Annotated in this window: 29 protein-coding genes; 14 read left to right on the top strand and 15 right to left on the bottom strand. The window is 64.0% G+C overall.

Features of this window, described 5'->3' with window-relative positions:
- Nucleotides 1-171: 171 nt before the first annotated feature.
- Nucleotides 172-612 carry a thioredoxin TrxC gene (trxC, locus tag AC1DVM_RS05330; RefSeq protein WP_477252642.1) on the bottom strand — a complete coding sequence of 147 codons (441 nt, stop codon included), beginning with the start codon at nucleotides 610-612 and terminating at the stop codon, nucleotides 172-174.
- A 16-nt stretch (nucleotides 613-628) separates the two neighbouring features.
- Nucleotides 629-805: a hypothetical protein gene (locus tag AC1DVM_RS05325; RefSeq protein ID WP_477252641.1), complete on the bottom strand. Its 177-nt coding sequence runs from the start codon at nucleotides 803-805 to the stop codon at nucleotides 629-631.
- Nucleotides 806-1,002: 197 nt separating this feature from the next.
- Between AC1DVM_RS05325 and AC1DVM_RS05320 the strand changes: the two genes are divergently transcribed.
- The gene (locus tag AC1DVM_RS05320) at nucleotides 1,003-1,179 is read left to right on the top strand and encodes a hypothetical protein (protein ID WP_477252640.1); all 177 of its coding nucleotides are present in this window, start codon (nucleotides 1,003-1,005) and stop codon (nucleotides 1,177-1,179) included.
- A gap of 149 nt (nucleotides 1,180-1,328) precedes the next feature.
- Here the strand turns inward: AC1DVM_RS05320 and AC1DVM_RS05315 are convergent, their stop codons facing one another.
- The 3 genes from AC1DVM_RS05315 to AC1DVM_RS05305 form a co-directional block, all read right to left on the bottom strand.
- On the bottom strand, nucleotides 1,329-1,841 hold the full coding sequence (locus AC1DVM_RS05315; RefSeq protein ID WP_477252638.1) for a hypothetical protein: 513 nt from the start codon (nucleotides 1,839-1,841) through the stop codon (nucleotides 1,329-1,331).
- Between the two features lie 5 nt (nucleotides 1,842-1,846).
- Nucleotides 1,847-2,050, bottom strand: a complete 204-nt coding sequence (locus tag AC1DVM_RS05310) for a hypothetical protein (protein WP_477252637.1) — start codon at nucleotides 2,048-2,050, stop codon at nucleotides 1,847-1,849.
- Between the two features lie 104 nt (nucleotides 2,051-2,154).
- A complete protein-coding gene (locus AC1DVM_RS05305) occupies nucleotides 2,155-2,442 on the bottom strand; it encodes a hypothetical protein (RefSeq protein ID WP_477252636.1) in 288 nt (95 codons plus the stop codon).
- A gap of 254 nt (nucleotides 2,443-2,696) precedes the next feature.
- Here AC1DVM_RS05305 and AC1DVM_RS05300 point away from each other — a divergent pair, with 254 nt between their 5' ends.
- Nucleotides 2,697-3,071, top strand: coding sequence for a hypothetical protein (locus AC1DVM_RS05300; protein WP_477252634.1), 375 nt, complete (start codon nucleotides 2,697-2,699; stop codon nucleotides 3,069-3,071).
- A gap of 15 nt (nucleotides 3,072-3,086) precedes the next feature.
- Here the strand turns inward: AC1DVM_RS05300 and ald are convergent, their stop codons facing one another.
- The 4 genes from ald to AC1DVM_RS05280 form a co-directional block, all read right to left on the bottom strand.
- Nucleotides 3,087-4,208 (bottom strand): alanine dehydrogenase, encoded by a 1,122-nt coding sequence (gene ald / locus AC1DVM_RS05295; RefSeq protein WP_477252632.1) that lies wholly within the window; start codon nucleotides 4,206-4,208, stop codon nucleotides 3,087-3,089.
- A gap of 330 nt (nucleotides 4,209-4,538) precedes the next feature.
- Nucleotides 4,539-5,966 carry an alpha,alpha-trehalose-phosphate synthase (UDP-forming) gene (otsA, locus tag AC1DVM_RS05290; protein ID WP_477252630.1) on the bottom strand — a complete coding sequence of 476 codons (1,428 nt, stop codon included), beginning with the start codon at nucleotides 5,964-5,966 and terminating at the stop codon, nucleotides 4,539-4,541.
- A gap of 141 nt (nucleotides 5,967-6,107) precedes the next feature.
- Nucleotides 6,108-6,434 (bottom strand): hypothetical protein, encoded by a 327-nt coding sequence (locus AC1DVM_RS05285; RefSeq protein WP_477252628.1) that lies wholly within the window; start codon nucleotides 6,432-6,434, stop codon nucleotides 6,108-6,110.
- A gap of 132 nt (nucleotides 6,435-6,566) precedes the next feature.
- On the bottom strand, nucleotides 6,567-6,950 hold the full coding sequence (locus tag AC1DVM_RS05280) for a PRC-barrel domain-containing protein (protein ID WP_477252626.1): 384 nt from the start codon (nucleotides 6,948-6,950) through the stop codon (nucleotides 6,567-6,569).
- Between the two features lie 184 nt (nucleotides 6,951-7,134).
- Between AC1DVM_RS05280 and AC1DVM_RS05275 the strand changes: the two genes are divergently transcribed.
- Both AC1DVM_RS05275 and AC1DVM_RS05270 read left to right on the top strand, forming a co-directional pair.
- Nucleotides 7,135-8,322, top strand: coding sequence for an adenylate/guanylate cyclase domain-containing protein (locus tag AC1DVM_RS05275; protein ID WP_477252624.1), 1,188 nt, complete (start codon nucleotides 7,135-7,137; stop codon nucleotides 8,320-8,322).
- Entirely contained in the window at nucleotides 8,319-9,134 is an 816-nt protein-coding gene (locus tag AC1DVM_RS05270; RefSeq protein WP_477252623.1) for an LssY C-terminal domain-containing protein, read from the top strand. The genes AC1DVM_RS05275 and AC1DVM_RS05270 overlap by 4 nt, the downstream gene beginning before the upstream one ends.
- 11 nt (nucleotides 9,135-9,145) lie before the next feature.
- On the opposite strand, the gene AC1DVM_RS05265 is transcribed toward AC1DVM_RS05270, so the two are convergent.
- Complete coding sequence (locus AC1DVM_RS05265) at nucleotides 9,146-9,670, bottom strand: ion channel (RefSeq protein ID WP_477252621.1); 525 nt, start codon at nucleotides 9,668-9,670, stop codon at nucleotides 9,146-9,148.
- Nucleotides 9,671-9,888: 218 nt separating this feature from the next.
- Here AC1DVM_RS05265 and AC1DVM_RS05260 point away from each other — a divergent pair, with 218 nt between their 5' ends.
- From AC1DVM_RS05260 to lpdA, 6 genes are all read left to right on the top strand, one after another.
- Entirely contained in the window at nucleotides 9,889-11,634 is a 1,746-nt protein-coding gene (locus AC1DVM_RS05260) for a hypothetical protein (protein WP_477252619.1), read from the top strand.
- Between the two features lie 24 nt (nucleotides 11,635-11,658).
- Nucleotides 11,659-11,955 carry a hypothetical protein gene (locus AC1DVM_RS05255; RefSeq protein ID WP_477252618.1) on the top strand — a complete coding sequence of 99 codons (297 nt, stop codon included), beginning with the start codon at nucleotides 11,659-11,661 and terminating at the stop codon, nucleotides 11,953-11,955.
- A 182-nt stretch (nucleotides 11,956-12,137) separates the two neighbouring features.
- Entirely contained in the window at nucleotides 12,138-13,370 is a 1,233-nt protein-coding gene (locus tag AC1DVM_RS05250) for a thiamine pyrophosphate-dependent enzyme (RefSeq protein ID WP_477252617.1), read from the top strand.
- A 2-nt stretch (nucleotides 13,371-13,372) separates the two neighbouring features.
- Nucleotides 13,373-14,386, top strand: a complete 1,014-nt coding sequence (locus AC1DVM_RS05245; RefSeq protein WP_477252616.1) for an alpha-ketoacid dehydrogenase subunit beta — start codon at nucleotides 13,373-13,375, stop codon at nucleotides 14,384-14,386.
- A gap of 1 nt (nucleotide 14,387) precedes the next feature.
- The gene (locus AC1DVM_RS05240) at nucleotides 14,388-15,677 is read left to right on the top strand and encodes a dihydrolipoamide acetyltransferase family protein (RefSeq protein ID WP_477252615.1); all 1,290 of its coding nucleotides are present in this window, start codon (nucleotides 14,388-14,390) and stop codon (nucleotides 15,675-15,677) included.
- Between the two features lie 4 nt (nucleotides 15,678-15,681).
- Entirely contained in the window at nucleotides 15,682-17,073 is a 1,392-nt protein-coding gene (gene lpdA, locus AC1DVM_RS05235; RefSeq protein WP_477252613.1) for a dihydrolipoyl dehydrogenase, read from the top strand.
- 204 nt (nucleotides 17,074-17,277) lie between these two features.
- Here lpdA and AC1DVM_RS05230 read toward each other — a convergent pair whose 3' ends face one another.
- Nucleotides 17,278-17,577 (bottom strand): hypothetical protein, encoded by a 300-nt coding sequence (locus AC1DVM_RS05230; RefSeq protein WP_477252611.1) that lies wholly within the window; start codon nucleotides 17,575-17,577, stop codon nucleotides 17,278-17,280.
- A gap of 526 nt (nucleotides 17,578-18,103) precedes the next feature.
- Here AC1DVM_RS05230 and AC1DVM_RS05225 point away from each other — a divergent pair.
- Entirely contained in the window at nucleotides 18,104-18,763 is a 660-nt protein-coding gene (locus tag AC1DVM_RS05225) for a CMD domain protein (RefSeq protein ID WP_477252609.1), read from the top strand.
- A 42-nt stretch (nucleotides 18,764-18,805) separates the two neighbouring features.
- Nucleotides 18,806-19,411, top strand: coding sequence for an alkylhydroperoxidase domain protein (locus AC1DVM_RS05220; RefSeq protein ID WP_477252608.1), 606 nt, complete (start codon nucleotides 18,806-18,808; stop codon nucleotides 19,409-19,411).
- 11 nt (nucleotides 19,412-19,422) lie between these two features.
- Here AC1DVM_RS05220 and AC1DVM_RS05215 read toward each other — a convergent pair whose 3' ends face one another.
- The 4 genes from AC1DVM_RS05215 to nirK form a co-directional block, all read right to left on the bottom strand.
- A complete protein-coding gene (locus tag AC1DVM_RS05215; protein WP_477252607.1) occupies nucleotides 19,423-19,680 on the bottom strand; it encodes a KTSC domain-containing protein in 258 nt (85 codons plus the stop codon).
- A gap of 100 nt (nucleotides 19,681-19,780) precedes the next feature.
- Complete coding sequence (locus AC1DVM_RS05210; RefSeq protein ID WP_477252606.1) at nucleotides 19,781-20,164, bottom strand: c-type cytochrome; 384 nt, start codon at nucleotides 20,162-20,164, stop codon at nucleotides 19,781-19,783.
- 85 nt (nucleotides 20,165-20,249) lie between these two features.
- On the bottom strand, nucleotides 20,250-20,948 hold the full coding sequence (locus AC1DVM_RS05205; protein WP_477252605.1) for a Crp/Fnr family transcriptional regulator: 699 nt from the start codon (nucleotides 20,946-20,948) through the stop codon (nucleotides 20,250-20,252).
- Between the two features lie 133 nt (nucleotides 20,949-21,081).
- Nucleotides 21,082-22,188 carry a copper-containing nitrite reductase gene (gene nirK, locus AC1DVM_RS05200; protein WP_477252603.1) on the bottom strand — a complete coding sequence of 369 codons (1,107 nt, stop codon included), beginning with the start codon at nucleotides 22,186-22,188 and terminating at the stop codon, nucleotides 21,082-21,084.
- Nucleotides 22,189-22,430: 242 nt separating this feature from the next.
- Here nirK and AC1DVM_RS05195 point away from each other — a divergent pair, with 242 nt between their 5' ends.
- On the top strand, nucleotides 22,431-22,886 hold the full coding sequence (locus tag AC1DVM_RS05195) for a pseudoazurin (protein WP_477252602.1): 456 nt from the start codon (nucleotides 22,431-22,433) through the stop codon (nucleotides 22,884-22,886).
- Between the two features lie 89 nt (nucleotides 22,887-22,975).
- Nucleotides 22,976-23,431, top strand: a 456-nt coding sequence (locus tag AC1DVM_RS05190) for an NnrS family protein (RefSeq protein WP_477252600.1), incomplete at its 3' end; no start/stop codon positions are given.

Genomic DNA, 23,431 nt, shown 5'->3' with positions numbered 1-23,431 from the left:
GCGGCACTTTAACCAACCGTTAGCGACGATCGAAAGTCGCAAAATTCCTCGATTCATGGCCCGGGCTCACTGAAAACTGAGGGGAGACGAAGGACTGGCTCGTCGGACAGGGATAAGCCAACAGCGCCGAATCTCAAATTGTCGTCAATGTCGCGGGCATGTGCGGAAGCTTCACCGCAGATGGTGTTCGACCCAGTCGCGCAGCGAATTGGCGTCGCTCGCGCCGGCGCGCTGGGCGACGACATTGCCGTTCCTGAACATCATCAGCGTGGGAATGCTGCGAATGTTGTAGCGCGCGGAAAGGACCTGCTCCGCATCCGCGTCGACCTTCAAAAACCGCGCTCGTGGTTCGATCTCGGACGCGACGCGTTCGAATACCGGCGCCATGGCCTTGCAGGGGCCGCACCATTCCGCCCAGAAATCCGCCACCACCGGAATCTGGTTTCGCGTCACATGGATGTCGAAGGTCGACGTCGTCGCCGGGAGCGCGCCGCCGACGAAAAGGGGGCGGTGACACCGGCCGCATTTCGCCTGCGCGGCGTCCTTGTCGTCTGGCACCCGGTTCACACCGGCGCAATGGGGACACACGATGTGCGGGGAACGATCGCTCATGAAAACCTGCCAAGCTTCAGGGCATCGGGTTCGAGGGACCTTCCGCCAGGACCATGAAGATTGCGGACAGCACCCCTGCGAGGACCAACAGGCCCATCAGGATCGAGCCCACAGGAATGTGACGGCTTTTCCAGGAAAGCCGGACGGCCTCCCGATGCTCCGGATCCTTTCGTGGAAGTCGATTCTGCGGCATGATTTCCTCCCCTGGACGCGAGAGGTCGTTGCGCGGAACAAAGGCCGGGCGGCATGGGCCCGTGAGGGGAAACATCGCGGGCACCCATTTGTTCGGGGAGCGACGAAAGAATCGGGACTTGTTGCCGGTGCGCCCTGTCGCGCGGAGGCTTTCGCCTCTATGATCGGGCGACATTCATCAATCCAGAAAGCGCACCCATGACCGGACCGACCGAGACATTCAAGCGCGCCAAACCGCGACAGCGCACGGCACCGGCGCGCAGCGTCGTGCTCTCTCCAGAAGATCGCAAAGCCTATGAGGAACTGGCGCAAAGCAGGGATGAACGCGAGAAGAACTACACGCGTCATCTGCCGGCCGACAGCAAGAGACGATAGGCGACGAGCAGGCCGGGAAGGCGGTACATCCGCGCCTGCCCGGTGCTCGTCTCAAGCGCCAATCGACCGGCGCCTGAACAGAATCTGGCCTCGTTTCCCGGGGAAAGCAAGCGCTCCAAAGAGGCGCGGCGGCGCTTTCGGGGGATGCCCTATTGGACGATGTCGCGGTCGTCCGAATGCTGGTCGCGGAGCATGGTTTCGATCCGCCGCAGATACAAAATCGAGTCCTCCGGCAGGTCGAGCTGCTGCGCCTGGTCGATCAGACTGCCGAAGACGCCCGCCATCGCGGCAAGATCCGACACCTTGTTGGCGTCGAGGATGTGAAAGAACGCCGTGAACGCCACCATGCCGGCCTGCTCGCGAAGCTCGAGCCGTTCGCAGCGCGTCTTGAGCGCCTGGATCTGGCGATCCTGGGTAGCGGCGATTTCGACGAGGGTCAGCATCTGCTGGGCGAGGTTCTCGGTGGCGGGGTCGTTGGCCGCCATCGGTGCGGGTTGCATCGCCGTTGCCAGCATGGGGGGCCTCTCGATCATGGCTGCGTCGGCCGAAGTTTTCTCGGCGCGAACGTGTTGGGTGCGATCGACGCGCGCTGCCAGCACGGCGCGGGGCGCCGCGCCTCCAAAGGCGCGCAAGTGCGATCGCACGGTGTCGGCGAGGCTCAAGGCGTTCAGCCCGCTGCCGCGAGAGCCGGCATCCGCTTCCGCGCGGGCCTTGCGGCGCGCAGGTCGGAAAGCTGCCTCTCGATCATCGTGCGCAGCGGCGCGTGCTTTTCGCCATGTTCGGAGACGAGCGCGGACAGCACCTCGAGCGCTCTTTCGAGCCGCTCCTCGGTGATGCCTTCCGGCTGGTGGACATTGCGCTTGGTCGGCATCGCTACCCTCGAAAAGGTCGGTTGAGAGGCCTCTACGATGCAATACACCCGTTAACATTTGGTGAGACGCGCCGATGTGACAGTATAGCGCGCGATGCCTGACTTCACCGTTTCTTTGCGAGGGACGATTTCGCCGCCTTCAATTCGTTCTCGATCTTGTCGAGCTTGTTCTCGACTTTGTCGAGCTTGGCGAGGATCTGGTAGAGAACGTCCGGCACGACGCGAATGTAATCGACATTCTCGCGGGATGCCTTGGCGGTTGCTTTCGCGGCGTCGAGAAGCTCGCGGATCTCCGCTCCCGACATGGCCGGCGCAGGGGCGGCGGGGGTCTGGGCGTGGACCTGCGTCGATGCGGCGAGGCAGAAGGCGGCAACAAGAGCGGCGCGGCGCATAGGCGTTCTCCATCCGGATCGTGTCCGCCTGTCGAGGCGGAGATGTGCACAACGCGCCGATTCCGGTCGGCTCCATTCCACGACGCCGCGAGCCCGACGACGGACAGAATCGCCAGGGAGCGGCGCAATCCTTCATGCCATACTTTCACGGGTTGCATAGGCCTTGTCGTTTTGGAAGAGGGTGGCGTGTTGACCCCGTTGCGTGTTGGCTCGCATCGTGTTCCAGACAACCAGAATCGAAGGAGAGCGCTCGCATGGTGAAACGGATAGGCTCGACCGCGTGGCGGGTCGAGGTGGCGGCGGACGGCCGGATCTTTTCTCTTGCGGTGCGCACCGATGCGGGCCGCGAATACGAGGTCCTCCTTGGAACCGTCGATTCAACGCCGATCATCACGGACTTGCTGTCCGAGGTGGCGCGTGTCCACCGCTCGCTGCCGCCGCGGACATTCGACGCGGGCGCGGGCCCGAACCATCCGAAAAGCGTCCCGCTTCGCCCGCTCGAAACCCGCGTCGAGAGCCATGACGGGACCCCGGTTCTTGCCCTCGATTTCGGCGGAACGATCCTGAAGATCGCCATCGATCCGGCGACCTTGCGACAGCAGCTTTCCGAGGTCGCCCCGGCCGCGTGACTGCGCGCCGAGCGCTCAGGTCCTCTGGATCGCGACAAGCGGGTCGGTGAAGGGCAGGCCCTGCGCCTCCGCCACCGGTTCGCAGGTGATGAGGCCCTCGCACACGTTCAGGCCCGCGAGCAGATGCCGGTCCTGCAACAAAGCCTCGCGCCAGCCTTTGTCGGCAAGCGCCAGCGCGAAGGGAAGGGTGGCGTTGTTGAGAGCGAAGGTGGAGGTTCGCGCCACAGCGCCGGGCATGTTCGCTACGCAGTAATGGACGACGCCATCTACCAGATAGGTCGGGTCCGAATGGGTGGTCGCGTGAGAGGTCTCGAAGCAGCCTCCCTGGTCGATGGCGATGTCTACGACCACGGCGCCTTTCTTCATGCTGGCGATCATTTCGCGGGAAACGAGTTTGGGCGCGGCGGCGCCTGGAATCAGCACGGCGCCGATGACGAGGTCGGCTTCCTTCACCAGTTCGGCGATGGCGCTTCGGGTCGAATAGACCGTCGAGATCGCGTTGCCGAATTGCGCCGAAAGTCGCTTCAGCGCATCCGCCGATCGGTCGACCACGGTCACCTGCGCGCCCATGCCGACGGCGATCGTCGCAGCATGTGTGCCCGAGACGCCGCCGCCGATGATCACCACGGAGGCCGCGGGCACGCCCGGGACGCCGCCGAGCAGAATCCCGCGCCCCCCTTGGGCTTTCTCCAACGCATGTGCCCCGACCTGCGGAGCGAGCCTTCCGGCGACCTCCGACATCGGCGTCAGCAGCGGCAGCGCGCCGGACGGGGACGTCACGGTCTCGTACGCGATGCAGATGGCGCCGGATTGCATGAGGTCGCGGGTCTGGTCCGGGTCGGGCGCCAGATGCAGATAGGTGAAGAGGATCTGGCCGGGCCGCAGCCGCTTGCGTTCGCGCGACAGCGGCTCCTTGACCTTCACGATCATCTCCGCCTCGGCGAAGATGCGCTCCGGCCCGTCGACGATCTCGCCGCCGGCCGCCACATAATCCTCATTGGTCAGGCCGGCGCCGAGCCCCGCATCCGCCTGCACCAACACCCGGTGTCCGTGGTGGACAAGTTCGTGAACCGAAGAAGGGATGAGCCCGACGCGGGCTTCGTTGTCTTTGACCTCGGATGGTACGCCGATCAGCATCGAATACGCCCTTCGCATGCGGACCTGCGGTCCGCGGAGGACGCAATGATATCGATCGAGCGGGTTTCTTGTCACCCGCTCCTTTAGAGCAACCGCATGCTTTCGGCGAAACCGTTTGTCGGGGATGGGCGCCCCTGCCGAGAGCACTGGGATCCCTCGGCAGGGGCGGAGGCAGCGCCTGAAGGAAGCTGCAAGGACAGGTTACCGGAACGGAATATTCGGGCAATGTCCGGGCGACCCGCCGCTGCATCAGTTTTGTTCACAGGCTGCCGGAAGATTGGCCCTTCGACCCACAATGTGGGCAGACGCGGCCTTGATCACGCAAGCGGGTCAAGCGCCCGTCGTCACAGCCTCGGGCGGACGCGCTTTCTTGCGAGCCGTCGCCCGCGGCTTGTGGGCCTTCAGGGCGCCCAGATAGGACGACGCCCACCATGCGACGTCCTGTGTCTTCAGGCTTTTCATCATTTCTGTCCAGCGCTGGATGCGTTCGTCGAGACTCATGTGGAGCGCGGTGTTGATCGCCTCCGCGACTTCGAACTTGTCGTTCGGGTTGACGATGAGCGCATCGGTCAGCTGTTGCGCTGCCCCGGCGAATTTCGACAGGATGAGCACGCCGGGGTCGGCGGGATCCTGTGCTGCCACATATTCCTTCGCGACGAGATTCATGCCGTCGCGGATCGGCGTCACGAGCCCGACCTTCGCGAGACGATAGAGGCCGGCAAGGACCGGGCGCGGATAACTGCTGGTCACGTAGTGGATCGGCACCCAGCCGGGTTCGCCCAGCGACCCGTTGATGCGACCCAGCGTGTCGTTCACGGCGCGGCTCAGGGTGGCGTATTCGGGCACTTCGCTCCTGCTGGTTGGCGCGATCTGCAGATAGGTGACGCGCCCGCGCTGATCCGGATTGCTGATGAGAAAGCGCTCGAAGGATTCCATCCGCTCGGGGATGCCTTTGGAATAGTCGAGGCGGTCGACTCCGATGATGAGCTGGCGCGATCCAAGGCCCGCCACCGTCTGCCTGACGAGCGGGAGCGAAGCCGAGCGCCGCGCCGCCGCCTGAAAGCCGTTGAGGTCGATCCCGATCGGAAAGCCTTTCACCCGCGCGCGGCGATCTCCCAATTGCAGCACATCGTTCTTGACGATCGTGGCGCCGACTTCCTGCACGAGTCCGCGTCTGAGATTGTCGGCGTCACGCTCGGTATGCACGCCCACGAGATCGTACGACATGATGGCGCGCAGCAAATCGGTGCTGCCGGGGAGGGTGGCGAAGACTTCGGGCGCCGGCCACGGGATGTGGTGAAAATAGCCGATCCGGTTTTCGACGCCCAGCGTTCGCAGTTCGGCCGCCAGCGGAATGAGATGGTAATCGTGTACCCAGATGAGATCGTCGGGCCGCACGAGTTGCGAAAGCGCCGTCGCGAAGGTGCGGTTGACACGCAGATATCCGGCGTAGTCGGAACGCGAAAAATCCGCGAGGCCGATCCGGTAATGCATGGTCGGCCACAGGGCGCGATTGGCAAAACCGCTGTAATATTCCTGACGATCGATGGATGTGAGGTCCATGAGCGCGTATTTGACACGCCCCTTGTCGACGATGCGCGGTTGCGCGGACGGATGCGCCGCGACCTTGCCGCTCCAGCCGAACCACATTCCCGGATAGGCCTCAAAGGCTTCCTTGAGCGCGACGGCCAATCCCCCGGCCGCGCTCTTGGTGTCCGGAACGGCTACTCGATTGGAAACGACGACCAGTCGTGACAATGACGTTCTCCTTGTTGCTCCGTTGGCCTGAGCCCGGGCGCAGCAAAGACGAAAGCCGTCCGGATCCTCGCGGCCCGGGCGCGCGCGGGCATCTCCCGAGGAGATGGACGCGCAGCCGTGGACAATGGTTCTCCGTGGCGCCTAGTAACAGCCCCAACGGTTGCAATAGCCACCCCTGTAATACCCGTAGGGGCGATAATAGCCACCGTAATAAGGCCTCGAATTGGCAGCAATGACGGCGCCGCCGATCAAGCCGGCGGCCGCGCCGACGGCCACGGCGTTCGCGGCGGCATTGGAATTGGCGACGTTCTGCTGATAACTGGCATTGATGCAGCGGCCATAGGCGCTCGTGCCCGGCCTCAATCCGGCCTGAAGGCAAACGCTTTCGGCACTCATCATGGATTGTTCCGTGGTCTGGCAGCCGGCCAGTGCCAGTCCGATCGCCCCGATTGCAATGATAAGACGCATGTCATCCCCCCTGACCTGCCTTACCAGATAGAACAGCACTCGCGCCTCGACAATGTTTTGCCGTAATTTTTAAGCGCGTGCGTCCCATTCGGGGAATGGGACGGCGGAGGCCGCCGTCCCTGGAAGAAGGGGTCAGATCCCCCAATAATACGGGGTTTTCCAGTAATCGTGGAGCTCGCGCTCGCGGTTGCGATCCGACCAGCGGTAATCGTCCTCGCGGTAGAAGGTCGGCGCGCCGCGGAGCTGTTCTTCGGTGATGTCGGTGCGATAACCGCCGAGCGAGGTGTCGTAATCGAGCTTATTCCACGGAATGGTGTGCTCTTCCTCGCCGATCCCGAGGAACCCGCCGAACGACATGACCACATAGGTGACTTTGCCGGTCATCTTCTCGATCATCAGACGCTTGATCGATCCGATATGGTTTCCATCGGGCCCGTAGACACTGGTTCCCTCGACGCGATCGCTCTCGATCAGGGGATCGCCAGTCATGACGCCCGGTGCATCTGAATGTGTCATGGTGTTCAGTCTCCTGTGAAAATCGCCGAAATTCGGCGCGCCGCCACGGCGGGGCGTTAAGAGTGCCGGGTTAACGTGGTGCCGCGCGTGCCGGTTCCCGACTAGCCGGTTCCAGCCTCTGCTCTGGCGGGTTCCGGTCCCCTGCGGTATGAACCGCTGATGCAATCCGATGGAAGGGCTGAGGATGGCCGGGGCCGCCGGAAACGATCTCATCGATTGGGTTCTGCAATTCGCGACCGCGCATGACGATCTCGATGCGCTGCTCACCGGATTGAGCGAACGGCTGGTCGAGGCGCAGTTTCCACTTCTGCGCGCCAGCATTTCCCTGCCCACCATCGATCCGAGCGCCCGCGCGGTGGCGTATATCTGGTGGCGCGGCAAAGGGGTCGCGACGGAGCGCGTGCCTCATGGCGAGGATCAGGCGGAAAACTTCCAGCGCAGCGTGATATTCGATCTGCAATCGCGCAACAGGGACATGGCGCGCTTCCGTCTCGAGGACGGGGAGGGTATCGACCGCTTCGCTCTCCTGCGCGACATGCAATCCGAGGGCGCGACCGATTACCTGTTGCGGCTTGTTCCGTTCAGCGGCGGGTCGGTTGCGCTTGCCGGCGTCGCCCTTTCCGTTGCAACCGATCGACGGGGCGGGTTCAGCGACGATCAATGCCGGCTCATCAATTGTCTCGTTCCGGCCCTGGCGCTCGCCGCCTATCGGATCAGCATCGCGCACATAGCGGCCGACGCGCTCGGCGTCTATCTCGGGCCGCAGACGGGACGGCGCGTTCTTGCCGGCGAAATCCGCCGCGGAGAGGGCGAGCGCATCTCGGCCGCCCTTCTCAATGCGGATCTGAAAGGGTTCACGCATCTCACGGAACGCGAGGACCCGCTGCGGGTGGTAGGCTGGCTCAACGAGCATTTCGAAGCCATCGGCAACGCGGTGACGAAACGCGGTGGCGAGATCTTGAAATTCATGGGCGACGGCCTGCTGGCGGTCTTCCCCGTCAGCGATCCGCAGGCGCGGCCTTGCCCGGTCTGCGAAGAAGCGCTGGCCGCCGCCGAGGAGGCGATCGCCGCCAATGCGGCGGTCAATCGAAGGCGGGTTGGAAGCGGCGAGCCGCCCCTCGACGTCGATGTGGTGCTGCATTTCGGCGACGTCGTCTACGGCAATGTCGGCGCCGCGCGCCGGCTCGATTTCACCGTTATCGGACGCGCCGTCAACGAGGCGAGCCGGATGGAGGCGCTCTGCGACCGGCTCGGCGTCAATCTCGTCGTGTCGGAAGAATTTGCAAAAAGGTGCAGCCGGATGACTGAGGGCATGGGTGAATTCGAATTGCGCGGCATCGCCGGACCACGCCGGATCTACCGCGTGCCATGACAACGATCAGGCGCCGCACCTTCTGGCATCGGACGTTGGCGATCTTGCTCGTCTTGGTCGCGCTCTATCTCGCGACGGCCTATCTGCTCCTGCCCCGGCTGTGGCTGCATTATGAGCACCAGCCGCAGCTCGCGGCGCGTCCCATGGTGACGCGCACGACGCAGGACATTCCCGGCGATCCCATCAATGTCGGGCTGGTGGGAACGAAGGAAGAGGTGATCCGCGCTTTCGCGGCCGCCGGGTGGCATCCGGCAGACGCCATTACCTTGCGCAGCAGCATCGAGATCGGCGCGAGCGTCGTTCTGGACCGGCCTTACGTAGCGGCACCGGTCAGCACGCTCCTGTTCGAGGGGCGAAAGCAGGACCTTGCGTTCGAGATGCCGGTCGGAAACAGCGCCGATCGGCGCCACCATGTCCGCTTCTGGCGCGTGCTCGAGAAAGGCGCCGAGGGACGGCCGGTCTGGCTCGGATCCGCGAGTTTCGACGTGGGCGTCGGGTTGAGCCGCGACACGGGAGAGATCACACACCACATCGCCCCGGACGTGGATGCGGACCGGGATCTCGTGATCCACGACCTTTCGAAAGCCGGGATGCTGGTGTCGACCTATCAGGTCTCGGGGGTGGGGCCGACGCTCGACGGGCGCAATGGCGGCGGCGATCGCTACTACACGGACGGCGAAGTGACCGTTGGCGTGATCAGCCCGAACGCGAACCGCGCCGGCGGCGCGCCCGAGATGCTGGCCAATCCGGCAGCGACCGTCTTCAAGCAGAAGGCGTGGTCGTTCGGCCTGAGGTTGCGGGACGTTTTCTGAAGCAGGGCGACCTACGCCGCGTCTCCGGCATCCGCGGCCTTTTTCTTCTCCGCATGATGGGTGTCCAGCGTGCCGAACTGGGTCATGACATAGACCAGCACGCTCGATGTCCAGCCGAAGGTGAAAAGGCCCGAGACCGCGATGATCGGGCCCAGTTGGCGCCAACTCGGCGGCAGCCGCACGACGCCCTCACCGAGTGTGGTGTAGGTTTCGGCCGCGAAGAACGCCGCCGACGAGAGATTGGGGATGAGGTTCAGCCAGTAGATCGGCAGCGCCCAGACCACCACCTCGATCAGGTGGACGATGACGAGTTGCGCGACCACCACGCCGAACAGCAGATTGACCCGCCAATGGGGCGTCTCTGTCGTGACGTGCACCCACCGGCCCGAAAAGTAACGCGAGATCCGGCGGATGCCGGCGCCGTGGATGAACACGACGACGACCAGGATGGCGATGCCGAGGACGATCTGGAGCAGATCGAATGACGTCGAGACGACTTCGACCGGCAAACGGTCCAACGGGTCGGGCGGGATCATGGTGTCCTAATGCTCTCCGCGGGTGGGAGGCGCGTGGCATCGCCGCCAGGCTCACCCCACTCCGCCAAGGCTTCCACGGCGGGCAGTGTCGGGGCTCTTGATGAAGTTTTCGTTGACGGTCTGGCCGACGAATGCTTGCCCTGCTTGCCCGCGCTGCTTTTCCTCGGCCTCAATGAGGCGTAGACTTCGCGCGCATTCCGACTACCGGGGAGGTTAACATGGTCCCTCGTGCGGCGTATGGAGTGAACGCGTTCAGCAAAATCGTCATCGGTGCCGCGGTGGTGGGAGCGGCCTGCGTCGTTGCCGGGCCGGCGCCCGGGCAGGACGCGCCGAAAACGGAGGTGGCGCCGTTCCATCACGGCCTTCAGGCCCCTCCCGCGGCAGCGCCCAGCGCCTACGACGAGGCGACGCCGCCGCTCTTCGACAATCTCGGGCGGCATGCCTGGAAGGTGACGACACCGAGCCCGGACGCACAGGCGTTTTTCGATCAAGGTCTTCGCCTCGCCTATGGGTTCAATCACGGCGAGGCCCGACGGGCTTTCCGTCAGGCGCAACGGCTCGACCCGACCTGTGCCATGTGCTTCTGGGCGGAGGCCTGGGTCCTTGGACCCAACATCAACGTGCCGATGGACCCGGCGGCTAATGCTCCGGCGCTCGCGGCGCTGAAGCAGGCCCAGGCGCTCGCGGGCAATGCCAACGACAAGGAGCAGGCGCTGATCGCCGCCCTCACCAAGCGCTATGCGGACGATCCCAACGCCGATCGGATAGCCCTCGACAAGGCCTGGGCGGAAGCCCTGGGTGAGGTGGCGAAACGCTTTCCCGACGATGTCGAGTTCGCCGTGATGCACGCCGAGGCGATGATGGACACGCAGCCCTGGGATTACTGGGAGGATGGCGGCAAGCGGGCGAAGGGATATGCCAACGAGATCGTCGCGGAACTCGAGCGCGCGATGGCGCGGAACCCCGAGCATCCCGGTGCGATCCATCTCTACATCCACGCGGTCGAAGCCTCCGACAAGCCGGAGCGCGCCCAGGCCGGCGCGGACAGGCTCGCGGCCCTGATCCCGGGCGCCGGCCATATCGTGCACATGCCCAGCCACATCTATTACCGGGTAGGCCGCTATCTCGACGCGCTGGATGCCAACAAGGCGGCGGTCGCGGTCGATGAGAGTTATATCGGCGCGGTCAAGCCGACGGGGCCGTATCCGCTCGCCTATTATCCTCACAACGTCCACTTCCTTCTCGCCGCGGCGCAACTCGCGGGGGATTCGAAGACCGCCATGGCGGCGGCCGCGAAGCTGCGGACGATCGTCAGCCCCGAGGCGGCGAATGCTGTGCCGATGGTGCAGCCCGACATGGCGGCGCCCTTCTGGGCCAGCGCCATGTTCGGCCAGCCCGATGAGGTGCTCGCGCTGGCGGTCCAGGACAACGCACCCACTTATGTGAAGATCATGCGCCATTACGCGCGCGGCCTCGCCCTGCTGGAGCGCGGACGGGCGGCCGAAGTGCCGGCCGAAATAGCCGCCATGGAATCCCTCGCGGGCGCCGAGGATCTCGCAAAAGCCGCTGCGGCGGGCATTCCCGGCCCGGAGGTTCTGACCATTGCCAAAGAAGTCCTGGCCGGCCGCATGGCGATGGCAAGAGGCGATCCCGCGGCGGCCATCCCGTTCTTCCAGCGCGCAGCCGAATTGCAGGAATCCCTCATCTATATGGAGCCGCCCTACTGGTATTACCCTGTCCGGCAATCGCTCGGCGCGGCGCTGCTGCTGGCAGGGCGGACCGATGAGGCCGACCAGGCTTTCCAGGCGGCGCTGAAGCGCTCACCCAACAGCGGCTGGGCGCTTTTCGGCCTCATGGAAGTGGCCAAGACCCGGGGCGACAAGGCGGCCCAGCAGGACGCCGAGGCGCGCTTGGCGAAGGTCTGGATCGGCGAGCGCGGGGTTCTCGATCTGAAACGCCTGTGAGGATTCCTGCAAGGAGGGTCGGCCATGTATGTCGTGATTCGAAAATTCCGGAAGATGCGGTCGGTGGCGGAGGCTGCCCGCCGCGCGGAAAGCGGCATTGGCCAGATGTTGAAGGGCTCTCCGGGCTTCCGTGGTTATTATGTTTTCGATGCCGGCGACGGGGCGGGTGGCTCCGTCACCCTCTTCGAGGACAAGGCCACGGCCCTGGCGGCCAATGAGAAGGCCATTGCCTGGGTCAAGGGAAGTTTGGCCGACCTTATCGAGGGGGAGCTTGAGGTCACGGTCGGGGAGGTGCTGGTGGCCATGACGCCGCCGTCGTGATCAAACTTCCAACAGGTTGCATTTTGTCTCCCGGAAATATTGGTAGATAGGTCAGCCTTGCTGATGCATTATGCGCTCGACCAGCTTGAGCGTTGACCTAGATGCTCAAGGGCTGGAACGCGCGCGGCCGCCCCGGCGACTGCCGTCTCTACGGGCTCGAACGAATGGGAGACCACGACGCGATGACCGATTATCCCCCCTTGGCGCTCCATGTTCCCGAACCCGCCGTGCGGCCGGGCGGCCATCCGGACTTTTCGAACGTTCCCATTCCGGAAGCGGGGTCGGTGGACCGGCCCGAGGTGGACGCCGATCCGGCCACCATGCGCAAGCTCGCCTATTCGATCATCCGGGTCCTCAACCGGGACGGGGAGGCGGTGGGTCCGTGGGCCGGCAGCCTGACCGACGAGGAATTGCTGAAGGGTCTTCGCGATATGATGACCCTTCGGGCCTTCGATGCGCGCATGCAGATGGCACAACGCCAGGGCAAGACTTCGTTCTACATGCAGCATATGGGCGAGGAGGGCGTGAGTTGCGCGTTCCAACGCGCGCTCCTGCCGGGCGACATGAACTTTCCCACCTATCGCCAAGCCGGGCTGCTCATCGCGTCGGCCTATCCGCTCGTCGACATGATGTGCCAGATCTATTCCAACGAGCGCGATCCGCTGAAGGGCCGGCAATTACCGGTGCTCTATTCGGCAAAGGATCACGGCTTCTTCTCGATCTCCGGCAACCTGGCGACGCAGTACATCCAGGCCGTCGGCTGGGCGATGGCCTCGGCGATCAAGAACGACACCAAGATCGCCGCCGCGTGGATCGGCGACGGCTCGACGGCCGAATCCGATTTTCACGCGGCGCTCGTCTTCGCCTCCACCTACAAGGCGCCGGTCGTCCTCAATATCGTCAACAATCAATGGGCGATCTCGACCTTCCAGGGCATCGCGCGCGGCGGGTCGGGCACCTTCGCGGCGCGCGGTCTCGGCTTCGGGCTTCCGGCTTTGCGCGTCGACGGCAACGATTTTCTCGCGGTGCATGCGGTGGCCCAATGGGCGGCGGAACGCGCAAGGCGCAATCTCGGTGCCACGGTCATCGAATACGTGACCTACCGCGTCGGCGCGCATTCGAGTTCGGACGATCCCTCCGCCTACCGTCCCAAGACCGAGTCCGATGCGTGGCCTCTGGGCGACCCGATCATCCGCCTCAAGAACCACCTGATCTTGCGTGGCGTGTGGTCCGAGGAGCGCCACAAGCAGGCCGAGGCCGAAGTTCTCGACACCGTGATCGGCGCCCAGAAGGAAGCCGAGAAATACGGCACCCTTCATGCGGGCGGCAGGCCGTCGGCGCGCGACATGTTCGAGGGCGTCTATGCCGAGATGCCGCCGCATCTGCGCCGGCAGCGCCAGCAGGCGGGAGTCTGACGATGCCCCGCAAGACAATGATCGAAGCCATCCGCGATGCGATGGACGTGATGATGGAGCGCGACGACAACGTCGTGGTGTTCGGCGAGGATGTGGGTTTCTTCGGCGGTGTGTTTCGCGCCACGCAAGGGCTGCAGGCGAAATACGGCAAGAGCCGCTGTTTCGACGCGCCGATCAGCGAACTCGGCATCGTCGGCTCCGCCGTGGGGATGGCGGCTTATGGTTTGCGGCCCTGCATCGAAATCCAGTTCGCCGACTACATGTATCCGGCCTATGACCAGATCGTCTCCGAGGCGGCGCGCATGCGCTATCGCTCGAACGGGCAATTCACTTGTCCGCTCGTGGTGCGGATGCCGACCGGCGGCGGCATCTTCGGCGGCCAGACGCACAGCCAGAGCCCCGAGGCGCTGTTTACCCAYGTGGCCGGCCTGAAAACCGTGATGCCGTCCAATCCCAGCGACGCGAAAGGTCTCTTGATCTCCGCTATCGAGGACCCCGATCCGGTCATCTTCCTCGAACCCAAGCGCCTCTATAACGGACCCTTCGACGGCCACCACGAGCGCCCGGTGACGCCTTGGTCGAAGCACGAACTCGGCGAGGTGGCGGACGGCCATTACACGATCCCGCTGGGCAAGGCCGCGATCCGACGCGCCGGATCGGCCGTGACCGTGCTGGCCTATGGCACGATGGTGTACGTCGCGGAGGCCGCGGCGGCTGAGACCGGCATCGATGCCGAGATCATCGATCTGCGCTCGCTCGTTCCCCTCGACCTCGAGACCATCGAAGCCTCGGTGCGCAAGACCGGCCGATGCGTGATCGTGCACGAGGCGACGCTCACATCCGGCTTCGGCGGGGAGCTTTCAGCGCTGGTGCAGGAAACCTGTTTTTATCACCTCGAAGCACCCGTCACCCGCGTGGCGGGTTGGGATACGCCTTATCCGCACGCGCAGGAATGGGATTACTTCCCGGGTCCTGCCCGCGTCGGTCAGGCGCTGCTGAAAGCGATGGAGTCCTGATGTGGCCGAGCATGTAATCAGACTCCCCGACGTGGGCGAAGGCGTCGCCGAGGCCGAGCTCGTCGAATGGCACGTGAAGGTCGGCGATCTCGTGCGCGAGGACGCGATCCTCGGCGCGGTGATGACCGACAAGGCCACGGTCGAAATTCCGTCGCCCGTCGAAGGCAAGGTGCTGTGGCTCGGCGCGGAAGTCGGCGACGTGGTCGCGGTGGGCTCCAACCTCGTGCGCCTCGACGTGGCGGGGGAGGGTGAGGCCGCCGCTCCAACCTCCGAACCCAAAGCTGCGCCTGCGCCCGCAACTCCTCCCGCCGCCGCTCCTCCGCCACCGGCTCCAGCACCGGCGCGAACCGCCGAACGTGCCGCTCCCCCCAAGCCGCTCCCGCCCCGCGCGTCGACCGGTGCCGCGCTTCGCCCCGAGGGCGAGAAGCCCCTGGCCGCGCCGGCGGTGCGTCTGCGCGCGCGGGAGGCCGGCATCGACCTGCGTCAGGTCGCGGGCACGGGCCCTGCGGGCCGCATCACCCATGAGGATATCGACGCGGTGTTTGCAAAGGGTCCGGCAAGCGCGCGAGCGCCTGTCCGGCAGGCGCGCACCTCCGTCGAGGACATCAAGGTCGTGGGATTGCGCCGCCGGATCGCCGAGCGGATGACCCTCGCCAATGCACGGGTTCCCCACATCACCTACGTGGAGGAGGTCGACGTCACCGCGGTCGAGGATCTTCGCGCCGCGCTCAACAAGGACAAGCGACAGGATCAACCCAAGCTGTCGTTCCTGCCGTTCCTGATGCGCGCGATGGTTCGCGCCATCGAGGAACAGCCCAATCTCAATGCGCATTTCGATGACGAGGCGGGTATCATCCATCAGCATGCGGGCGTGCATATCGGCATCGCGGCGCAAACCCCCACGGGCCTGATGGTGCCGGTGGTCAGGCACGCGGAGGCGCTCGATCTCTGGGGGATCGGCGGCGAACTGGGCCGCCTCGCGGAGGCCGCGAAGGCCGGCACCGCGACCCGCGAGGAACTCAGCGGCTCGACCATCACCATCACGTCGCTCGGCGCCATGGGYGGCATCGTGACGACACCCATCATCAATCATCCCGAGGTGGCGATCGTCGGCGTCAACAAGATGATGGTGCGCCCGATCTGGGACGGCTCGACGTTCATCCCGCGCAAGATGATGAACCTCTCGTCGAGCTTCGATCACCGGGTCATCGACGGGTGGGATGCGGCCGTGTTCATCCAACGCATCAAGGCGCTGATCGAGACGCCCGCCATGATGTTCATCGAAAGCTGATCCCATGAAAGAGATTTCCTGCAAGCTTCTGGTGATCGGCGCCGGGCCGGGCGGATATACCTGCGCGATCCGCGCGGGCCAGCTCGGCATCGATACGGTGATCGTCGAGGCGAAGAAGGCCGGCGGAACGTGCCTCAATGTCGGCTGCATCCCCTCCAAGGCGCTGATCCACGCGGCTGACGAATTCGAGGCCGTTCGGCACATGGCGCAGGGCAGCAACCCGTTCGGAATCGCCGCGCAGAACCCCGTCCTCGACTTCGGCCGGACCATCGCGTGGAAGGACGGCATCGTCGGTCGTCTCAATAACGGCGTCACGCACCTCCTCAAGAAGGCGGGCGTCAAGGCGCTCGTCGGTTGGGCAACCTTTCGCGACGGCAAGACGGTTGAAGTCGCGACCGAACTCGGGGTGCAGGTCGTGCGCGCCGAACAAGTGGTGATCGCAACCGGCTCGGAGGCCGTGACGTTGCCGTTTCTCCCGTTCGGCGAGCGGGTCATCTCGTCCACGGGTGCGCTCGCGCTCGCGGAGGTTCCGGGCAAACTCGTCGTGGTGGGGGGTGGCTATATCGGGCTCGAACTCGGTACCGCTTTCGCCAAGCTCGGCGCCGACGTGACGGTCGTCGAGGCGCAGTCCCGTATCCTTCCGCAATATGATTCCGAGTTGACCCGCCCGGTCTCGAAGCGTCTTCGCGAGCTTGGCGTCGAGGTCCTCACGAGCGCTAAGGCAAAAGCGCTCAAGCGCGACGGTCTCGCTATCGAAACAGTGGATGGGAACGAAGTCATACTTCCCGCCGACAAGATCCTCGTGACCGTGGGCCGCCGGCCGCTCACGGCCGGGTGGGGGCTCGAAGACATCGACCTCACGATGGATGGGCCCTTCATCCAGATCGACGACCAGTGCCGCACTTCGATGCGCGGAATTTTCGCCATCGGCGATGTGACGGGTGAGCCGATGCTGGCTCACCGCGCCATGGCGCAGGGGGAGATGGTGGCGGAGATCGTCGGCGGTCGGAAGCGCGCCTGGGACAAGACCGGCATCCCCGCCGTGTGCTTTACCGATCCTGAAATCGTCACGGTGGGCCTGTCGCCCGAGGAGGCGCGCGCCGGCGGCGTCGAAGTCACGATCGGACATTTTCCGTTCCAGGCCAATGGCCGCGCCATGACATTGGGCAATGAGGCAGGCCTCATCCGCGTGGTGGCGCGTGCCGATAACCATCTGCTGCTCGGCATCCAGGGCGTGGGCGCCGGAATAGCCGAGCTTTCCTCGGCTTTCAGCCTGGCACTCGAAATGGGCGCGCGGCTGGAGGACATCGCCGGCACGATTCACGCGCACCCGACACAAGGGGAGGCGTTTTTCGAGGCGGCGCTCGGGGCGCTCGGCCACGCGATCCACATCTAGGCGGGCCAACAAGCGCGGCTGTTCGGCAATTTCGGATTAGTGCGCCCGTCTACGGGGGAAAACGTAGTCTCGCCCATTTCGTGAACCGAGATTTTACGATGTGATGTGGATGAGCAGGTTGCGTATCGCTCGGAACGCCCGGCCGAGGCCTCTGATGAGCCACGGCGCGGGCGTTTCACATTGTAGAGCGCAACGCCAAGGCCATCACCGGCTCGACTGGCGCTGCGCCAATCCGCGACAGCGATATCCGACGAAACATTGTTCGATATCGGCGGTCGGCACCCAAGCCGGCTCGATGGTTTCCCCCGCCGCGCAAAACCTCCCGCTGCTGACGAAGCGGTCATAGGTGTAGGTTCCGGTGCTCAGCACGAGCGCGCCCGCGGCGCTCACATATCGGTTCGCCGCGAGACAGCTCATCGCCGGCGAGGCCGGCCGGCCTTGGGCCAAGGCTTCCGGCGCCGAGACGATGGGCAACAGGATCAATGCCGCTCTCATCGCTCTCATGCATCGTCTCCTGCGCGTCGACGATCATCAAACGCGCCAATCAAGGAGAATCTTCGGCCAGGAAGGGAGGCGATCCATCAGATCCATCCCAACGATCAGGTAACAACTTACAGCTTGCGAAATATTTTCAGGACACTGTCCCGTCCCATCGACGTGAACGTCCCCAAGCGCGACGGGAGAAACCGGATCGCGCTATCTCCACGCTTGCGCGACCTGTTCCGACCGGTCACCGGGGCCGCGGGTGAGCGCCGCATCGATCTTTAAAAAGATCGGCGATTCGACATGCGCGGCTTGTCTGGCGCCGCGCTTGCTTGCATTCGGGAGGGAGTTCTCCGCGACTGACGATCGGAGGAAGATTATGYCCGAACGGGGCGTTCGAAAAAAAGAACGTTCCGGTTGTTTCGCCGCGACCAATCCGCGAGAATGCGTCACGAAAAATCCGACGGACCGGAAGCGTTCGGCGTGGCGAAGACGTCCCGCGACGGCTGCCGACCACGCCGGAAAAACGACGGGAATCGAAAAGGCCATGACGACGCAGAGACGCGACATTATCGACGAACTCGTGGGCATCGCACCGGGCTCACACCTGGACGCGGTGCGCTCCTTGCGTCCGGAAGCGCGGGACAACGCGCAAAAGAGCTACGGCGCGCTCTTCGAGCCGGACGACCCGCGCGACATCACGTTGGAAGAACGCTTTGCGGTCGCAACATTCGTCGCAGGTCTCCATCGCCAGCAGGAAGTCTCGCGCTTTTACGCCGCGCATCTGCGTCCACTTGCCGGGACAGATTATCTCGCAGCCATCGATGACGAGATCGCGCTCGGAACAGGCGAGGGGCCCTATGGCAGGTTCCCTACCGGACCGTTGAGTTCCGAGGACAGCGCCGGTGCAACCTACCGGACGTCGGATGGCGCGCACAAAGTTCTCGGACCCCGGCTCGCCGGCGCGTTCGAACACGCGCATCTGCTGGTGTTTCATCCACGCGACGCAAGCCCCGCCGCGCTGCAGCGCCTGCTCGATGCAGGATGGTCGACAGACGGCATCGTGACCCTGTCGCAGCTGGTGTCGTTTCTCGCGTTCCAGATCCGCGTGATCGCCGGGCTTCGCGCATTGGCGAAGAACGTTGCCCTCCGCGAGGCGGATGTCTCGTCGCTGGCGGCCGCACTGGCTTCGGGCGGCTCTCTCTAGTCCCGCCGCCGCACCGCCCCGACGCAAGGATCAAGCATCATCATGACGACCACCATCGCGCATCCGGACAACGTGGAGCCGGCGACTTTCACCCAGGACGATCTCGGTTGGCTGCCTTGGCTCGAACCGTTTCCCGCCGAACAACTGACCGACCGTCATTGGGCCGGCCTGGTCGATGCGTCGCGGTCGAAATCGGACTATTTCATGCTGCTGGCGCGGGATCCGGACATTCTTCAGTTCAGGACCAAGACCGACAAGGATATTTTCTACAACACGAAATCCGGCCTGCCGCGCGCCGAGCGCGAATTGTCGGCGGCTGCCACCTCTCGCTACAATGGCTGCATTTTTTGCGCGTCGGTTCACGCGCGCTTCGCGACGCAGTTCTCAAAGCGGCACGACGAGGTCCAGCGGCTTCTCGACGAGGGCATCGGTGCGCAGATCGACGAGCGCTGGGATGCAATCGTTGCGGCGTCGGTTGCCTTGACGAAGACTCCCGTCGCATTCGGCGAGGATGAGATAGACGCGTTGCGGGAGGCGGGCCTCGATGACCGCGAGATCGTGGACGTGATCAATGGTTCGGCCTTTTTCAACTGGGCCAACCGGCTGATGCTCTCGCTCGGGGAACCGGCTCCGCCGGCGTCGCGCTGACGCTGTAAACGTCAATCCCGTTTCTCCGCCGCGTATCGGTCGCGAATGCGTTCGTTGAAGAACTCGCCTTTCGACGGCGCATCGAGAAATTCCTCGTAGAGCGCGCGAGGAAAGTCGAAATATACATAGCTTCCCGTTTCGCGGAACGTGACGCGCAAGATACGGGTGCCGCGTTCGTAATCGATCCGCAGGATGGCGCTTGAGGAGATGTGCGGCACCGGACTTCCCTCGTCCTGTTCGCATCGGGCGAGCAGACTTGTGTCCGTCACATGGCCGTGCTCGCCGCGCTTCCTTTCAGGTTTCGGACCCGAACGGAAGCGCCGAGCTTTGGATCAGTGTCAGTTCGCGATGGACAGGCGTTTCCGTCATTCACATCTTCTTGCCGGTCGCGTCGTATTGCTTCAGGAATGCGATGAGGTCAGTGACGCGTTTTTCATCCTTGATGCCCGCATAGATCATCTTGGTGCCGGGGATCTTGGCCTTGGGGTCCTTGATGTATTCGGCAAAGACCGCCTCGTCCCACGTGATGCCGGAATTCTTGTTGGCCGGTGAATAATTGTAGCCTTCCACAGTGCCGGCCGGGCGACCGAAAAGACCATTCAACACGGGTCCTACGGCGTTCTTGGCGGTCTCGCCGATTTGGTGGCAGGCCCTGCACTGGGCGAAGGTTTTCTCTCCCGCGGCCGCATCCTGAGCGTGGGCATATCCCGTTCCGGCGGCGACGATGAGGGAGGCAATGAGGGCAACGCGCATCACAATTCTCCTGCTGACTCGCTGAATATGATCATAGGGGATCGTCCCGAGGGTTCAATGCCGCATCGAGGGCCGCTGCCACGGCCTAGTTCTGCGCGCCTTCGGCGATGAGGAGAAGCTTGTGCGGCTCACGGATCATGATCCTCTGCCGGCCGCCTTCCACGAAACCCTGCTCTTCCCACGCGCTCAGGATGCGGCTGACCGTGTGAAGGGTGGTGCCCGTCATCTCGGCGACGTCCTGCCGCGAGATGGGAAAATCGATCTGAATGCCTTCTTCGACCTTGCGCCCAGCCTGTTGGGCAAGGCGCAGCAGGGCGTGGGCCACACGCCTTTCCACCTGTTCGGTGGACATCTCGACCACCCGCGTATGGGCGTCCTGCAACCGGCTTCCGACCGTTTGGAGCGTATTGACCGCGAGGTTCGGGTGTTTTGCCACCAGCCGTGGCCAGATCGCCGACGGCCAGACGAGCGCGATGCTGTCGACGACCGCGAGCGCGGTGGCCGGGTAGGTCGTGCGTCCCATCGCCATGGCGATCCCGAACATTTCGCCGGGCACGACGAAGCGAACGACCACCTGCTGGCCGTCCGGCGTGAGCTTCATGACCCGGAGATGCCCGTGCAGGAGAACGAAGAACGAATGAGCGTCCTCGTCCTGCTGAAAGACGCTCGATCCTTTCGTGTAGCGGATTGATTGGGCCTCGCGCAGCATGTCGTCGAGGTCCTCCGGCGACAAGCCGGCGAACAACGGAAGGTTGGTGATCAAAGACCGGTCGACATGAGACATTACGTGAACTCCCGCCCTCCTTCTACATGGATGGGGGCGGGGTGTGAATGCGCCTTCTCGCATCGCGCCCGAGGGCGATCCGGACAAGAAAAGCCCGGTCATGCCGGGCTCTCCTCAGGGTCGTGTCCGAAACCTAGTGACCGAGGGCGCTCGCCGAGCGCTTCGGGTCGAAGTCCTTGAAGATTTCGGGATTATCCGGGCCCTCGACCGCGAGGACGCCCGCAAGCCCCTTCTCGACGCGGCTCAACGCATGATCGACCAGGATATAGTTGCCCGGCACGTCGAGCTTCAGATCCACCACGATGGCGCCACCCGGAGGAGTCGTGACGGTCTGGACGTCGTTGAGCGGCTGACTCGTCAGCGAGCCCATGGGATAGACATTGTCGAAAATCTCCCCGATGACGTGAAACGACGAGGTGAAGTTCGGTCCGCCGACGCCGAAATACACGCGCACGTTCTCTCCGACCTTCGCTTTCAGGGGAGCCTTCTTCAGGCTGTCGGTGGTGCCATTGAACACGAAGAATTCCGGACGCTCGTTGACGAGCTTGTCGTAGCTCTCCTCCAGGTGCCCCTGGGTGCCGATCGGCTTCTCCGTGTAGAGCTCGCCCTGCATCACGTAGAACTCGCGGTCGACCTTCGGCAGGCCGCCTTCCGGCTCGACCAGGATCAGGCCGTACATGCCGTTGGCGATGTGCTGCGCGACCATCGGGGTTGCGCAATGATAGACGTAGAGGCCGGGATTGAGCGCCTTGAATTCAAAGCCGCGGCTCTCGCCCGGCGCCGCCTCCGTCGCCTTCGCGCCGCCGCCCGGACCGGTGACCGCATGGAAATCGACATTGTGCATCAACATGTTGTCGTCGTGGTTCTTGAGGCTCACTTCCACGGTGTCGCCGACCTTTACCCGGATGAAGGGGCCCGGCACTTTCTTGTTGAACGTCCAGTAATGATAGGTCGCGCCGTCGGCGAGCCGGCCCGTCACCTCGACGGTATCGAGATTCACCTTGATCCGCCGCGGGCCACGCGCTTCGATGGGGCCGGGAAGGTCGGTCGGATCACGGGCGATATCGATCGGCGCGCCGGGGATCCCGTCCGTCGCCTGGGAATGGACATGGCCGGTCGAGGCCGCCGCGACCTTGTCGCGCGCCGCCAGATCGACCGGAAGCAGGACCGCCGTACCAAGGGCAAGGGCAGCAGCGGTCGCGAGAAGCGGCCGACGTCCCGAGGTCATCAGAGTTTTCATCACACTCACCTTTGTGGGACCGTCTGGCGGATCGGTATGGTCCGTCATCGGATAGGGAGTTTGTAGACATTCCGGCGGCCTGCGGATTTGCTCCAGTGCAAACAGGCGCTGCCTTAGTCGCTCTGCAACCTCGGAACTGAAAACTTGTTTGCGCTGCAACAAACAGGCCGCATCCAAGGGCTCCTATGACACTGCCACGAGCTTTCGGGCTCATTCAGGCATTCGCAATAAGGAGATACATCATGCGCAAGATCATTGCCCTGGGAGCATTCGCAGCAGTCCTCGCTCTCGCAGGAGCGGCCAGCGCCGCCGAGATCGAAGTCAAGATGCTCAACAAAGGTGCCGGCGGCGTGATGGTGTTCGAACCAGCCTTCGTGAAGGCCGAGCCCGGCGATACCATCAAGTTCCTGGCTTCCGACAAGGGGCACAATGTCGAGAGCGTTCCAGCGATGCTTCCCGAAGGTGCGCAGGCCTTCGTTGGAAAGATGAACGAGGACATCACGATCACAGTCGATAAGGCAGGCGTCTACGGCTATCGTTGCAAGCCTCACTATGGAATGGGAATGGTCGGCATGATCGTCGTCGGCGAGCCGACCAACACCGACCAAGCCAAGGCGGCGACGCATCCCGGCAAGGCGAAGCAGGCATTTGCAACCCTCTTCGAGACGATGGAAACACAGAAAACCGCCGCCAAATAAAGTAAGTATTGCAGGATAGCGTCGGCGCGGCTCAGGTCGCGCCGACGCATGTTTCGTTTCGATGGAATTCTGGCGCAAGGATACCGAGCATGGCCCCTATCCCTCGCCTGCGCGACTATGACGGTCCCGCCCTTCTGTCGTATGGATTCCGTCCGTTCTTTCTGCTGGGCTCGCTCTATGCGGGACTCGCCATTCTGGTGTGGGTGCCGATCTATTTCGGGGACGTCACGCTGCCGACGGCCTTCGCGGCCCGGGATTGGCACATTCACGAAATGCTCTACGGCTACCTCGCGGCGGTGATCACGGGATTTCTGCTGACCACCATTCCCAACTGGACCGGGCGTCTTCCCATTCAGGGGCTCCCGCTGCTGGTGCTGGTCTTGCTATGGTTGCTCGGGCGCGTGGCTGTGACGAGTTCCGCGTGGACAGGGTGGGGATACGCTGCCGTCGCGGATATTTCGTTTCTTCTGATCGTCTGGCTCGCCGCGGCGCGCGAGATCGTTGCGGGCAAGAATTGGCGCAACCTGAAGATCCTCGTCCTGCTG

The sequence above is a fragment of the Microvirga sp. P4_A5 genome (genome assembly GCF_056402495.1).
This window is presented reverse-complemented; position numbering and strand designations above follow the sequence as displayed.